This window comes from Ottowia beijingensis, from assembly GCF_042680925.1.
GTDB lineage: Bacteria > Pseudomonadota > Gammaproteobacteria > Burkholderiales > Burkholderiaceae_C > Ottowia > Ottowia beijingensis.
Window position 1 is genome coordinate 444387 of sequence record NZ_JBHUEP010000006.1, and the last position, 14016, is coordinate 458402.

The 14016-nt window shown below is 64.2% G+C and carries 11 protein-coding genes and 1 other RNA gene; 7 read left to right on the plus strand and 5 right to left on the minus strand.

Annotated features, from left to right (window positions below; genetic code table 11):
* Window positions 1-95 precede the first annotated feature (95 nt).
* The 5 genes from ACFSCU_RS09335 to gyrA all read right to left on the minus strand — a co-directional run bounded on the left by ACFSCU_RS09335 (window position 96) and on the right by gyrA (window position 7400).
* On the minus strand, window positions 96-2102 hold the full coding sequence (locus ACFSCU_RS09335) for a bifunctional 3-phosphoshikimate 1-carboxyvinyltransferase/cytidylate kinase (RefSeq protein ID WP_377560511.1): 2007 nt from the start codon (window positions 2100-2102) through the stop codon (window positions 96-98).
* 15 nt (window positions 2103-2117) lie between these two features.
* Window positions 2118-2990, minus strand: a complete 873-nt coding sequence (locus ACFSCU_RS09340) for a prephenate dehydrogenase (RefSeq protein WP_180549663.1) — start codon at window positions 2988-2990, stop codon at window positions 2118-2120.
* Window positions 2983-4092 (minus strand): prephenate dehydratase, encoded by a 1110-nt coding sequence (pheA, locus tag ACFSCU_RS09345; RefSeq protein WP_377560513.1) that lies wholly within the window; start codon window positions 4090-4092, stop codon window positions 2983-2985. The genes ACFSCU_RS09340 and pheA overlap by 8 nt, the downstream gene beginning before the upstream one ends.
* Window positions 4093-4163: 71 nt before the next feature.
* A complete protein-coding gene (locus ACFSCU_RS09350) occupies window positions 4164-4640 on the minus strand; it encodes a DUF2059 domain-containing protein (RefSeq protein WP_180549662.1) in 477 nt (158 codons plus the stop codon).
* Window positions 4641-4742: 102 nt separating this feature from the next.
* Entirely contained in the window at window positions 4743-7400 is a 2658-nt protein-coding gene (gene gyrA, locus ACFSCU_RS09355) for a DNA gyrase subunit A (RefSeq protein WP_377560514.1), read from the minus strand.
* Window positions 7401-7638: 238 nt separating this feature from the next.
* Between gyrA and ompA the strand changes: the two genes are divergently transcribed.
* The 7 genes from ompA to ACFSCU_RS09390 all read left to right on the plus strand — a co-directional run bounded on the left by ompA (window position 7639) and on the right by ACFSCU_RS09390 (window position 13382).
* Window positions 7639-8295 (plus strand): outer membrane protein OmpA, encoded by a 657-nt coding sequence (gene ompA, locus ACFSCU_RS09360; protein WP_180551678.1) that lies wholly within the window; start codon window positions 7639-7641, stop codon window positions 8293-8295.
* Between the two features lie 284 nt (window positions 8296-8579).
* On the plus strand, window positions 8580-8909 hold the full coding sequence (locus ACFSCU_RS09365) for a hypothetical protein (protein WP_180549661.1): 330 nt from the start codon (window positions 8580-8582) through the stop codon (window positions 8907-8909).
* Window positions 8900-10126 (plus strand): hypothetical protein, encoded by a 1227-nt coding sequence (locus tag ACFSCU_RS09370; protein WP_333705919.1) that lies wholly within the window; start codon window positions 8900-8902, stop codon window positions 10124-10126. Before ACFSCU_RS09365 ends, ACFSCU_RS09370 begins: the two co-directional genes overlap by 10 nt.
* A gap of 45 nt (window positions 10127-10171) precedes the next feature.
* The gene (ubiG, locus tag ACFSCU_RS09375) at window positions 10172-10888 is read left to right on the plus strand and encodes a bifunctional 2-polyprenyl-6-hydroxyphenol methylase/3-demethylubiquinol 3-O-methyltransferase UbiG (RefSeq protein ID WP_377560516.1); all 717 of its coding nucleotides are present in this window, start codon (window positions 10172-10174) and stop codon (window positions 10886-10888) included.
* A gap of 8 nt (window positions 10889-10896) precedes the next feature.
* Window positions 10897-11562, plus strand: coding sequence for an HAD family hydrolase (locus tag ACFSCU_RS09380; protein WP_377560517.1), 666 nt, complete (start codon window positions 10897-10899; stop codon window positions 11560-11562).
* Window positions 11563-11575: 13 nt separating this feature from the next.
* Window positions 11576-11951: a transfer-messenger RNA gene (gene ssrA / locus ACFSCU_RS09385) on the plus strand.
* Between the two features lie 189 nt (window positions 11952-12140).
* Window positions 12141-13382 carry a tyrosine-type recombinase/integrase gene (locus ACFSCU_RS09390; RefSeq protein WP_377560518.1) on the plus strand — a complete coding sequence of 414 codons (1242 nt, stop codon included), beginning with the start codon at window positions 12141-12143 and terminating at the stop codon, window positions 13380-13382.
* Window positions 13383-14016 lie beyond the last annotated feature (634 nt).

Here is a 14016-nt window from a genome sequence, read left to right on the forward strand (position 1 = left end):
GACTCAGTGCGCTTGAACGCGCGGAGGGAAGCCAATGGGGCGGGTGGCCGGTCAAGGCGCAGCAACGTGTCTTGACCGGGTGGGCAGCCACACCTTCAGGAGGTGCGAAACGGCTGCCTCTCCTGCCACCAGCGGAGCACCTGATCGACCGATTCCTCGACCGTCAGCTGCGAGTTGTCCAGCAGCAGGGCGTCTTGCGCGGGCTTGAGAGGCGATGCGGTGCGGGACTGATCCCGCGCATCGCGCGCTTCCAAGTCGGCGCGAAGACTGTTGATATTAGCAGGAATTCCCTTGGAAATCAATTGCTTATGGCGCCTTTCGGCGCGCTGCGCAGCACCGGCAGTGAGATAGACCTTGAGCGCCGCCTGCGGAAAGATGGTGGTGCCCATGTCGCGCCCATCGGCCACCAGGCCGGGCAGGCAGGCAAAGCCGTGCTGCAAATTCAGGAGCGACTGGCGCACGCTAGGCAAGGCGGAAACGCATGATGCATCCATGCCTGCAGCTTCGGTGCGAATGGCGTCGCTGACGTCCTCGTCGCCGAGCAGGATGCGATCGGCCACAAAGCGCACCGGCAGGGACTGGGCCAGGGCGCTGATTGCTGCCTCGTTGCACGGATCGGGTTCCAGCTGCGCGCGGCGAGCGGCCAAGCCGGTGAGCCGGTACAGCGAACCGGAGTCGAGGTAGTGATAGCCCAGCCGGCGCGCCACTTCGCTGGCCAGCGTGCCCTTGCCGGAGGCCGTGGGGCCGTCGATGCAGATGACGGGCACGGCACCTGCTGGCTGTGCGATGGCGAACAGTGTTTCGAGGTAATCCGGGAAGGTCTTGGCGACGCACTTGGGGTCTTCGATGCGCACCGGCAGGCCGGCGGGATTGAAGGCTGCCAGCGAGCCGCACATGGCCATGCGGTGGTCGTCGTAGGTGTGGATCGACGCCGCGCGCCAGGCGCCAGCGTCGGGCAATGGCATCACGCGGATGAAGTCGGCGCCTTCCTCGACCTCCGCACCCAGCTTGCGCAGCTCGGTGGCCATGGCGGCGATGCGGTCGGTTTCCTTCACGCGCCAGCTGGCGATGTTGCGCAGCGTGGTCGGACCGTCGGCATAGAGTGCCATCACCGCCAGCGTCATCGCCGCGTCGGGGATGTGGTTGCAATCCAAGTCGATGGCCTTCAACGGCCACTGGCCGCGCCGCACGTGAAGCCAATTGGGACCGCTTTGAATCTCGGCGCCCATCATCCGTGCGGCTTCGACGAAGCGGATGTCGCCCTGGATGGAGGTTTCGCCCACGCCCTCTATTTTCAAGCCTTTCTGGCCTTCAGGCGGCGCCGATAAAGCGCCAGCAGCTATGAAATAACTAGCTGAAGAAGCGTCGGCTTCGACATGGATTTGGCCGGGCGACTGGTAGCGGCTGCCTGCGGGGATGACGAAGCGTGCCCAGTTCTCGCGCCGCACCTGCACGCCGAAGCGCGCCAGCAGCTGCAGCGTGATGTCGATGTAGGGCTTGGAGATCAGCTCGCCCACGACGTCAACGACGACATCCTGCGTCTGCGCAGCCAGCGGCAGGGCCATCAGCAGCGCTGTGAGGAACTGGCTGGACACGTCGCCGCGCACGGGGATCGGCTGGCCGAGCCGCAACTGGGGCTGGCCGATGCGCAGCGGCGGGTAGCCTTCCTGGCCGAGGTAGTCGACGCGGCAGCCCACGGCCCGCAGCGCATTGACCAGGTCGCCGATGGGCCGCTCGTGCATGCGTGGAATCCCGCTGAGCGTGTAGTCGCCACCCAGCACCGCCAGTGCGGCCGTCAGAGGTCGCATGGCCGTGCCGGCGTTGCCCAGGAACAAGTCGGCCTGCGGCTGGCGCGGGCGACTGCCCAAGCCATTGATGACGGCGGTTGCGCCCTCGACCGTCACACTGCAACCCAGCTGCCGCAAGGCCTGCAGCATCACGCGCGTATCGTCGGAGTCGAGCAGATCGTGGACGGTGGTCCGACCTTCGCACAGCGCCGCCAGCAGCAGCACGCGGTTGGAGATGCTCTTGGAGCCGGGCAGGCGCACCGTACCGGAGACAGAGCGCAGCGCCGGTATGTCGAGAAATTCGGTATCGAACACGGGGGTGAAGCGGCGTCAACGTGCGCCGGGTGACACGCGCCAGTTGGCCCGTGCGTGGCTGGCGCGGTTGATCAGGCGCTCCAGTTCGTCGGCCTGGCCATTGACGATCAAGTGCTGGAATTCAGCCAGGGCGAGCTGGAATTGCTCGGTCTGGCGCGCCAGCTCCTCGCGGTTGGCGATCAGCACGTCGCGCCACATCTGCGGATCAGCCGCAGCAATGCGGCTGAAGTCGCGGAACCCCGGACCCGCCATCGAGAGGTAGTCCTTGCCTTCGGGCTGGCCGGTGATGCTGTTCATGAGCGCGAACGCCAGCAGGTGCGGCAGGTGGCTGACCGCGGCGAAGGCGGCGTCGTGTGCCTCGGGCGACATCGTGACCACCTCGCAGCCGAGCGCGCGCCACAGGGCGACGGCCTGGTCGAGCTTGGTGGTCAGGGTGCGCTCGATCGGCGTGAGGATGACCTGCCTGCCGGCGTACAGACCGGCGTCGGCATTCTCGACGCCCGACACTTCGCGGCCGGTGATCGGGTGGCAGGGCACGAACACGCCGACGTCATGCTTGAGCACGCGGCGCGCGGCGTCGACCACATCGCGCTTGCTGGAGCCGACGTCCATGATCAGCATGTCGGGACTGACGAGGTGGCGGATGGCTTTCAGCGTGGTTTCGGTGGCGGCCACGGGCACGGCCAGCAGCACCAGATCGGCACCAGAGACGGCGAGCAGGGCAGACGGCGCCTCGACATCGATCACGCCCAGTTGCAAGGCCCGCGCGGTGGTGGAGGGCGACTTGCTGTAGCCGACGACCCGGCGCACCAGGCCGGCGCGCTTGAGCGCCAGGGCGAACGAGCCGCCCATCAGGCCGCAGCCGATCAGTCCGAGTTGTTCAAACATCTTGTCCGAGAGGGTAGGCGCCCAGCATCTTGTAGAACGCGCAGTAGGCCTGAAGTTCGGCCAGTGCTGCCGCCACGTTGGGCTGGCTCGGGTGCCCCTGCAGGTCGATGTAGAAATAGTATTCCCATTTGCCGGACTTGGCCGGGCGCGACTCCAGGCGCGTCATCGAGACTCCGTGCTTTTTCAACGGAGTCAGCATGTCGTGCACCGAGCCGGGCTTGTTGGGCACCGACACCACGATGCTGGTGCAGTCGCGTGCAGTGGCGGCGGGCATCGCCAGGGTCTGCGGCAGGCAGATCACGGCGAAGCGCGTGCGGTTGTAGGCCTCGTCCTGGATGGCATGGGCGACGATGTGCAGCCCGAACCGCGATGCGGCTCGCTCGCTGGCCAGGCCGGCCCAGGCCGGGTTGGTGGACGCCAGGCGAGCGCCTTCGGCGTTGCTGGACACCGCGCGGCGCTCGGCCTTCGGCAGATGCTCTGACAGCCAGCCCTGGCACTGCATCAGGGCCTGGGGATGGGCCAGCACGACCTCGATGCCTTCGAGCGAATTGACCTGCCGCAGCAGGTTGTGGCGCACGAGCAGGCTGACCTCGCCCACGGTGTGCACGGGTGAATGCAGGAACAGGTCGAACGAGCGCGCCACCACGCCCTCGGTGGAGTTCTCCATGCCCACCACGCCGAATTGCGAAGTGCCGGCGGCCGTGGCGTGGAACACCTCGTCGAAGCTGTTGCAGTAGATCAGGTTGGCGGCGCTGCCGAAGAATTCGATGGCAGCCTGCTCGCAGAACGTGCCTTGCGGACCAAGCACCGCCACGCGCTGCGGCACTTCCAGTGCCAGGCAGGCGGACATGATCTCGCGCCAGATGGCGGCCACGTGCTGGTTCAGCAGCGGCCCTGGGTTGGCGGCCTGTATCTTCTCGATGACCTGCGCCACGCGATCGGGGCGGAAAAAAGGCGTGCCTTCTTCGCGCTTGAGGTCGCCCACCTCTTCGGCCACTCGGGCGCGCTGATTCAGCAGCGACAGCAACTGGGCGTCCAGGCTGTCGATCTGCACCCGAAGCCTGGCCAGTGCTTCGGACTGGATGGGAGGTGGCGAACTCATGGGATCAGAATGCTCCGGAAAACGACAATGCGCCGGCAGGTTGCCGGCGCAGCATGGGGTGAGCCGGTTTCTTACTTCTTGCCGCCGTTGGAAGAGCCCGTACTGGCACTGACGATGCGGTTCGCTGCCGTGTCGAAGTTCTTGGCACCAGCTTCAACTGAACTGCGGGTGGCGTCGATCACGCGCTTGGCCCAGGCGTTGGTGGCTTCTGGGCCCAGTGCCTGAAACTTGGTGCTGACCGGCGATTCGAGGTAGGCGATGATGGTCTTCAGTTCGTCTTCGGTGAGCTTCTCCATGAAGATCGGCACCAGCGCGGCTTCGCCAGCCTTGCCGACCTGGGCTTCCACGGTCTTGTGCGTGCTGTCCGCGAACTTCTTCAACTCGACATCCAGCTTGTCGCGTACTTCTTTCTGCTTGGCCGGCGGCACGGTTTCGTCCAGGCGTTGCGACCAGTTGGCCAGCACCGGCTGCACCGCGGTGGCGGTCAACTGCTCGGCCAGCGCTGCACTGTCGGCCTTCAGCTGGATTTGCGCCAGCTTGGTGGCCAAGGCACGTTTGCCATCATTTTGGGCTGTAGCCGGCATGGATAGTGCGCAAGCAGCTGCCAATACGATAGCAGCAGGAAGGCGAAGATAAGTGACTTTCAAGGTTTACTCCATTGGGGGATCCTGGGGTTCATCGGTTGCGGCTTCCTGCGCATCGTTCTCGACGATGCGCTGCAGGCCGCTCAGCTGAGCGCCGTCGTCGAGGGCGATGAGGGTGACGCCCTGCGTGGCGCGCCCCATCTCGCGAATCTCGGCCACGCGGGTGCGCACCAGCACGCCCTTGTCGGTGATCAGCATGATCTCATCCTCAACGCCGACGAGGGTCGCGGCGACGACCTTGCCGTTGCGCTCGCTCTGCTGGATGGCGATCATGCCTTTGGTGCCACGGCCGTGGCGTGTGTATTCGGTAATGTTGGTGCGCTTTCCGTAACCGTTCTCGGTGGCGGTCAGAACGCTGTTGCGGGCGTTTGGTTCCGTGCCGGGTTCGGCTGCCTCGGCGTCGGCCACCAGCATGGCGATGACGCTCTGGCCCTCTTCCAGCTGCATGCCGCGCACGCCGCGCGCGTTGCGGCCCATGGGGCGCACGTCGTTCTCGTCGAAGCGCACGGCTTTGCCGCCATCGGAGAACAGCATCACGTCGTGCTCGCCGTCCGTCAGTGCGGCGCCGATCAGGTAATCGCCTTCGTCCAGGTCGACGGCGATGATGCCGGCCTTGCGCGGGTTGCTGAACTCGGGCAGCGCGGTCTTCTTGACGGTGCCCATCGACGTCGCCATGAAGACGTAGCGGTTCTCCGGGAAGCTGCGTGCTTCACCAGTGAGCGGCAGCACGACGTTGATCTTTTCGCCCTCGGCCAGCGGGAACATGTTGACGATGGGGCGCCCGCGCGAGCCGCGCGAGCCCGAGGGGACTTCCCACACCTTGAGCCAGTACAGCCGCCCGCGGTTGGAAAAGCCCAGGATGTAGTCGTGCGTGTTGGCGATGAAGAGCTGGTCGATCCAGTCGTCTTCCTTGGTCGCCGTGGCCTGCTTGCCGCGGCCGCCGCGCTTCTGGGCGCGGTACTCGCTCAGGGGCTGCGCCTTGATGTAGCCGGTATGGCTCAGCGTCACCACCATGTCGGTCGGCGTGATCAGGTCTTCGGTGGCCAAGTCCTGCGCGTTGTGCTCGATGGTGGAGCGGCGCGCACCTTCCTTGGTCTGGCCGAACTCGGTCTTCAGCGCGGTCAACTCCTCGCTGATGATGGTCGATACGCGCGCCGGCTTGGCCAGGATGTCGAGCAGATCCTCGATCTCGGACATCACTTCCTTGTATTCGGCAACGATCTTGTCTTGCTCCAGCCCCGTCAGGCGCTGCAGACGCATCTGCAGGATTTCCTGCGCCTGCGTGTCCGACAGGCGATACAGGCCATCCGCCTGCAAACCGTAGGCACGGTCGAGGTCATCCGGGCGGTAGTCGTCGGCGCTAATGGTGACGCCGTCCTCGCGTGTGCGCGTCAGCATCTCGCGCACCAAAGCGCTGTCCCAGCTGCGCGCCATCAGCTCGGCCTTGGCCACCGGCGGGGTGGGCGATTCGCGGATGATGCGGATGAACTCGTCGATGTTGGCCAGCGCCACCGCCAGGCCTTCCAGCACGTGGCCCCGCTCGCGGGCCTTGCGCAGGTCGTACACCGTGCGCCGCGTCACCACTTCGCGGCGGTGCTGGATGAAGACCTGCAGCAGTTCCTTCAGGTTGCACAGCTTGGGCTGACCGTCGATCAGCGCCACCATGTTGACGCCGAAGGTGTCCTGCAGCTGCGTCTGCTTGTACAGGTTGTTCAGCACCACCTCGGGCACTTCGCCGCGCTTGAGCTCGATCACCAGGCGCATGCCCGACTTGTCGGACTCATCCTGGATGTGGCTGATGCCTTCGAGCTTCTTCTCGTGCACCAGCTCGGCCATGCGCTCCTGCAGCGTCTTCTTGTTGACCTGGTAGGGGAGTTCGTCAACGATGATGGCTTGGCGCTGACCCTTGTCGATGTCCTCGAAGTGCACCTTGGCGCGCATCACCACACGGCCACGGCCGGTGCGGTAGCCGTCCTTGACGCCCTGGATGCCATAGATGATGCCCCCGGTGGGGAAGTCTGGCGCCGGCACGATCTCCATCAGCTCGTCGATGCTGGCTTCGGGCTGGCGCAGCAGATGCAGGCAGGCATCCACCACTTCGTTGAGGTTGTGCGGCGGGATGTTCGTGGCCATACCCACCGCGATGCCGCCCGAGCCGTTGACCAGCAGGTTGGGCACGCGCGTCGGCAGGACGGTGGGCTCCAGCTCCTTGCCGTCGTAGTTGGGCACCATGTCGACGGTCTGCTTGTCGATATCGGCGAGGATCTCGCCGGCGATCTTCTCCAGCCGGCATTCCGTATAGCGGTAAGCGGCGGCGCTGTCGCCGTCGACCGAGCCGAAGTTGCCTTGGCCGTCGATCAGTGGGTACCGCATGGAGAAGTCCTGGGCCATGCGCACCAGTGCTTCATAAGTGGCAGAGTCGCCGTGCGGGTGAAAGCGGCCGAGCACGTCACCGACCACCCGGGCGCACTTCACGTAAGGACGGTTCCAGACATTGTTGGCCTCGTGCATGGAGAACAGCACGCGGCGGTGCACCGGCTTCAGGCCGTCACGTGCGTCGGGAAGTGCGCGTCCCACGATCACGCTCATGGCGTAATCCAGGTAGCTTCGCCGCATCTCCTCTTCCAGACTGATCGGGAGCGTTTCTTTGGCGAATGAAGTCATATCTATATAGAGAGTCCCGCCCGAGCGGGCGAAAGTCGCTGATTCTAGGCGCTTTGCGGTGTCGTATCACAGCAACATTCGGCTTGAATTGAGCGCTTGTCTGACGGGGCGCGCCGCGGTTCTGTTAAGAATGCACAAAGACGTGTGGCACAATCAATCCAACGTTTTTGGTGGTGGTCACTTGAAGCGTCCGATTTATCGCAGCCCGGCTGCGGCTTTTTTCCCCATGAGGAGAACCATGAAGAAACTGAACAAAGTAGCGATCATGTTCGCTGTTGCAACCGTGGCTGGTTCCGCCTTCGCAGCTGGCTCGACGATCAACTCCGACAACTGGCGCAGCGGCCACGGCAACCTGATCTGGAAGAACGGCACCAACGAACTGTGCTGGCGCGATGCCTTCTGGACGCCCGCTACCGCTGCTCCTGGCTGCGATGGCGCTCTGGAAGCACCGAAGGCCGCCGCTCCCGCTCCTGCCGCCGCTCCGGCTCCTGCCGCAGCTGCTCCGGCACCTGCTCCCGCACCTGCTCCTTTGGCCGCCCAGAAGGTGACCTACGCTGCCGACGCCTTCTTCGACTTCGACAAGTCGGTGCTGAAGCCCGAAGGCCGCGCCAAGCTGGACGATCTGGTCAGCAAGATCCAAGGCATCAACCTGGAAGTCATCATTGCTGTGGGTCACACCGACTCGGTCGGCTCTGACGCCTACAACCAGCGCCTGTCGGTCCGCCGTGCCGAAGCCGTGAAGGCCTACCTGGTGTCCAAGGGCATCGAGCGCAACCGCATCTACACCGAAGGCAAGGGCGAAAAGCAGCCTGTGGCTGACAACCGTACCGCCGAAGGCCGCGCGAAGAACCGTCGCGTGGAAGTGGAAGTGGTGGGCACGCGCGCCACGAAGTAATCCGATCCTTTTCGGACATTACTCAAAGAGCCTTGGGAGCGTCAGCTCCCGGGGCTTTTTTTCATTGGACCGATGAAATTGTCTGCGCGATGAAGTGCCGTGGCGTTGGGGCCATCGTCCTGATCTCTGGTGCCCTTTTTGGCCTTGCTCCGGCGGTGAATGCCGGTTCGCAAGGTGATCACGTCGTCGCCGGGGCTCTTGAGGCGCCTTGTGACTTTCGAGCAGGGCTCTCACGCATGGAGCCTGGGACGCAGCCTGTCGCGCAGATGGTGCTGTCACCCCGCATGCCTTACGCGCTGCAGGAATGGCGCCGGATGGCTGGGGTGGCCCGCGAGGCTGGATTCCACGTCGTTGTCTTTCGCGATCCCCGGGTTGCTCAGGATGAGTGGCTGCAGGCTGTCGCTGCTGCCGGCGCAATGGAGTTGACCGAAGCTCCCGCGCTCGACCCGGATACCGGGCGGGCTTGTCAAGTGCTGAATCACTCTCCCGCCACCATCGTTGTCCGTTGTGGGCGCGCGCACCCGTGGCCGATCCTCGGCGTCATGCCGGACGCTGCATGGCATGGTCTGCTGCAAGCGCGGGGCACCGAACTGGAGGCCGTGTCATGCCGTTGAACAGGGCGTTCAGGGGTGGCCGGCATGCGGGTGTGCTGGCGCTGGGCGTCGGCGCCGCCATGGCGATGGCTCACGCCGCAGGGCCGGCATGCATTCCGCCCTTGACCTATCTGCCGCTGGACGCCCACATCGTTGGCCGCGACACGCACGGCGTAGCAGCGTTGGGAACGTACGAACGCATCAGCCCGGACGGACGTTTCATCCTGCGCTCGTATTCTGGCGCTCAGTTGGGCAAGGTGAGTTTGATGGAACTGCCTGCAACATCCAGCGGCGCTGTCAAGGCTTATCGCACGCCGTTTTCCAACGAGGCATTTCCTGTCCAGGGCACATGGCGATACCTTGTCGACGTTTCTGGCGAACACTATCGCTTCAGCGACATTCCGCGTCTGCAGACAGCGGCCAAGCCACTGTTCAAGGGGGGAATGACGGGCTTCTACGCAGCAGCGTCCGAACTGGGACCATGGGTTGACCGCGGGGAGGGTTCTTCTGGAAGCGGCCAACGCGTGCAGATTCGATCTTTGAGCTGGCCCCAGAATGCCGATTCGGATGCGCAAGGCGTCGGGCCTCTGCAAGTGGCTGCCATCGAGGTGCAGGATGCAGGGGCGACTGCCAAGGTCGTCAATACCGTCGGCCCACGCTTTATCTGTGGCCATCGCGCCGCGGCCGACGGCAACGTGTATGCGCTGCCCATGCTGTCGGTTGACGGCGCGGAGTTCTCGGCCATTCCGCAAGCACCGCGTGCTGGTCAGCCATCCATGCGTGTCTATGGGCTGGCGCCGGCCGCCGATGCGCTTGATCACCCATGCGATCTGCGCGCAGACCTGGGCCTGTCGCCCAGCAAGGCCGTGTTTGGCTTCCCGCGCGCCGGCACTTCCGCGTGGCTGACGTACAGCGATCTCGGCCATGTTTATGTGCACGACCGCGATCTCAGGCAGACATTCAGGCTGGAGCACGCCAAGCATCGGGTGCTGGCCAGCGCGTTCCCGGGTCTGACACGGGACGGGCGCGTCATCTACGGTGCGACATGGCGTGACTGCGCTGACGCCCAGCGCTGCCCGGAGCAGGCCGGCTACGTCGTCGCCGACCCTTATCAAAGCCATGCGTATCGCAGCTACTGGAAGTCACGCGGTGAGAATGCGCCAAAAGCCTGCATCACGCACGATGAAGTGGCAGCAGAGCGCACGAGGTTTGCGCGGTTCCATGGCCTGAGCGATTGAGTAGCCGCTCTGGTTCAGCGGCCCGTGCATGGGACAATGCCCGCCATGAACACAGCCAATGTAGACCATGCCGAACTGGCCAAGTTTTCGTCCTTGGCGCACCGCTGGTGGGACCAAGCGGGCGAGTTCGGCCCCCTGCATGCCATCAACCCCCTGCGCCTCGAATGGATCGACAGCATCGCACCGCTGAACGGGCATCGTGTGTTGGACGTGGGTTGTGGCGGCGGCATTCTGGCCGACGCGATGGCGCGCAAAGGCGCGGATGTGCTGGGCATCGATCTGGCGGAAAAATCCCTCAAGGTTGCGCAACTGCATGCGCTGGAGGCCGGCACGCCCCACATCGCCTACCGACAGATCTCGGCAGAAGCGCTGGCGGATGAATTGCCTGGCCAGTTCGACGTCGTCACCTGCATGGAGATGCTGGAGCACGTGCCCGACCCGGCCTCCATCGTCCGCGCCTGCGCGCAACTGGTCAAACCCGGTGGCTGGGTGTTCTTCTCGACCATCAACCGCAACCCCAAGTCTTTTCTGCTCGCGATCGTCGGTGCCGAGTACTTGCTGAACCTGGTGCCACGCGGCACGCACGAATACGCGCGCCTGCTGCGCCCCAGCGAACTGGGCCAGTTCTGCCGTGCGGCGGGGCTTGACCTGCAGCACAGCTGTGGTCTCGAATACAACCCCATCACGCGCCGCTATCGGCTGTCGCGCGATACCAGCGTCAACTTCATGCTGGCAGCACGCAAGCCGCCGGCCGCTGGCTGAGTGCGCAGATGTTCGGTCACATCCGCTGCGTGCTGTTCGACCTCGACGGCACCCTCATCGACAGCGCTGCCGACCTGGGCCTGGCCGCCGACGAGATGCGCGTCGCGCGTGGTTTGCCGTCGCTGCCCATCGAAGCGTACCGGGCCCACGCGGGCGCCGGCGCCCGGGGCATGCTGGGCACGGCGTTCGGCGTCACCCCCGAGCACGCCGAATTTGGCGCCTTGAAGGAAGAGTTCTTCGACCGCTACGAGCAGCGCATGACGCGCCTCACCCGCCCGTTCGAGGGGGTCGACCAACTCCTGCTCACGCTGACGCGCCAACGCATCGCCTGGGGTGTGGTCACCAACAAGTCGAGGCGCTTCACTGTTCCGCTCACGGCAACCATGTCGCTGTTCAGCGCCGCCGGCACCATCGTCTGCGGCGATACCACACCGCACATCAAGCCGCATCCCGCGCCGGTGCAGGAGGCCATGCGACAGATGAACGTGTCACCAGCGCATTGCGTGTACGTGGGCGACGACGAGCGCGACATGCAGGCCGGGCGCGCCGCGGGCGTGGCCACCGTGGCGGCACGTTACGGCTACCTTGGCGCCGGCGCCGATGTTTCACGCTGGTTGGCGGACGCCATCATCGATTCGCCCATCCAGCTCTTGAATTTGTTCGATACAGCCTAAAATAGCCGGTACAGGGGCTGCATTGGTTTCGACGTGGGTTGGAATCGCCTCAGGGCATGTCGAGGTTCAGTCACCTCGTAAAACCGCTGAAAAAAACTAACTGCAAACGACGAACGTTTCGCACTCGCCGCCTAAACACCGGTGAGCCTCGCAACAGCAGGCCGATGGGCTGGGCAAGGGGGTCGCAAGACCTCCCGGCTGCGAGGGAATCCACATCGGCTGGTTCACGTCCGGGTGCCTTGGGCGTGAACGAGATTCAAGGGCACTGGCTGCTTCGATAGCGTGCGACTGCGCGATCGAGGTGGCGAGACTCAAAACAGACCGCTAAACATGTAGAACTGGGCGTGGAAGATTTGCGGACGCGGGTTCAAATCCCGCCAGCTCCACCATTTTTTGATCCAAAGGCCGCCAAGGATGTCCATCCGGCGGCCTTTTTCCTGGTAAATCAATAGGTTATGTGCCAATGGTGTCCAAGGGAGCGCATTGACATCCAGTTGGTAGAGGGGGAACATCGGGGGGAACACAGGTGATTTTTTCCCCCGTTGGGGGAACAAGAACGGAAAGGGAGTTCCCCCATCATGCTGACTGACGTGCAATGCAAGACGGCAAGCTGCCCTGCCGAGAAGTCTCGAACTCGGCTTGCTGACGCTGGAGGCCTGTATCTCGAAGTGACACCGAAGGGCTCCAAACGCTGGTTTCTCAAGTACCGGATTGGAGGCAAGGAGAAGCGACTGGCACTGGGCAGCTACCCTGCAGTGGGGTTGACGGCGGCGCGGCGCGCGCGCGATGTCGCGAAACTGCAGAAGGCGGACGGCGTTGATCCGGTGCAAGCTCGCAAAGTCAAAAAGCTAGTTGCCGCAAATCCGGCCGGCGATACCTTCAAGGTGGTGGCGCTGGAGTGGTATGAGAAGCAGGAACCACATTGGAGTGAGGCCCACGCCGTGCGCTCTAAGCGGCAGTTGGAGCGTGACTTGTTCCCCTGGTTGGGGGAACGCAGGATGGTGGAACTTACGCCCATGGAGTTGTTGGCGGCCTTGCGCAAGGTTGAGGCGCGCGGGGCTGTGGAAACTGCTGACCGTGGCCTGATGCTCGCCCGGCAAGTGTGGAGATACGCGGTGGCAACGGGACGGGCGGAGAGAGACATCACAGCCGACCTGAAGGGCGCGCTGTCGCGGTACCGTGGCAAACACTTTGCAGCCATTACCGACCCAGTGAAGTTGGGTGAATTGATCCGCGCAATCAGGGCATATAAGGGCGGCCCTATCGTGCGCGCCGCTCTGCAACTGGCCCCGATTCTTTTCCAGCGGCCCGGCGAACTGCGTGCGGCTGAATGGTCGGAGATTGACCTGGATGCGGGGCTATGGACGATCCCTTCGGCGAGGATGAAGCGCAGCAAGGACGGAAAGGAACACGGCGATCCGCACTTGGTACCTTTGCCAAGTCAGGCCGTGGAGATTCTGAGGGGGCTTCATGGCTACACCGGGCACGGCGTCAAGGTCTTCCCTGGTGAGCGCAGCCATGATCGCCCGATCAGCGAAAACTCTGTGCGTACAGCCTTGATAGCCATGGGTTACACGTCAGAAGTGCAGACTTGGCACGGCTTCAGGGCAACGGCTCGGACGATGTTGGCCGAGCGACTGGAATGCGACCCGCTGGTGATCGAGGCACAGCTTGCACATGCGGTCAAGGATGCGAATGGACGCGCCTACAACCGCACCACGTACTTGAAACAGCGCACAGAGATGATGCAGCGCTGGGCCGACTACCTCGACAAACTCGCTGCTGGCGCAGACGTGATCCCATTGCGTGCGATTGCCTGAGAAGCCCCGATATCCTGGTGCAGCCTGACCGGTGTGGTGGCGGGACTCCACCCACCAATCACGGGCAGCTGAGCCGCAACAACGGCGGTCGCTGGCACCACCCACTCAAAAGGCGGATGCCGGCAAGCCAGCAAGACGTGCTGACCACAAGTTGGGAGACCAACGGCAGCAGCCCGACACTCCGGACCGGGGGCGACCTGGTACTGAACGCGTGCCGATTGGCGTCCTTTTTTGAGACAAACCGACCGATCGGTCCCGGTCGCGTTTGTCGCCCACGCACAACATCCAGGGCCGGCGCCCCGATCTCCGCAGCAGGTTTCTGACTGCTCAAAGCGCAGAAGGCACCAAGCCACCCCCCTCCACTCCCGGTTGAAGCGCCCGCGACGAGCCCTCCGGGCCGGGCCGACCTTGGCCATCCGCTCCCAGGGCGCGTCTTGCGCGATTCTCTGAGAGCCGGATACCACTAACTCGACGTGGCTCTCGTGTCTGACGCTGCCCTGAATGGGCAGTGCTGGCGAGACATCACGCCGCACTTGGTAGAGCACTTTCGGCTCGCCCAAACCGGCTACTGCGCATTCCACTGATGGCGGACAGTGATTCCATTCCCATCGCGGACAGCGTTCCAGGCGATGGC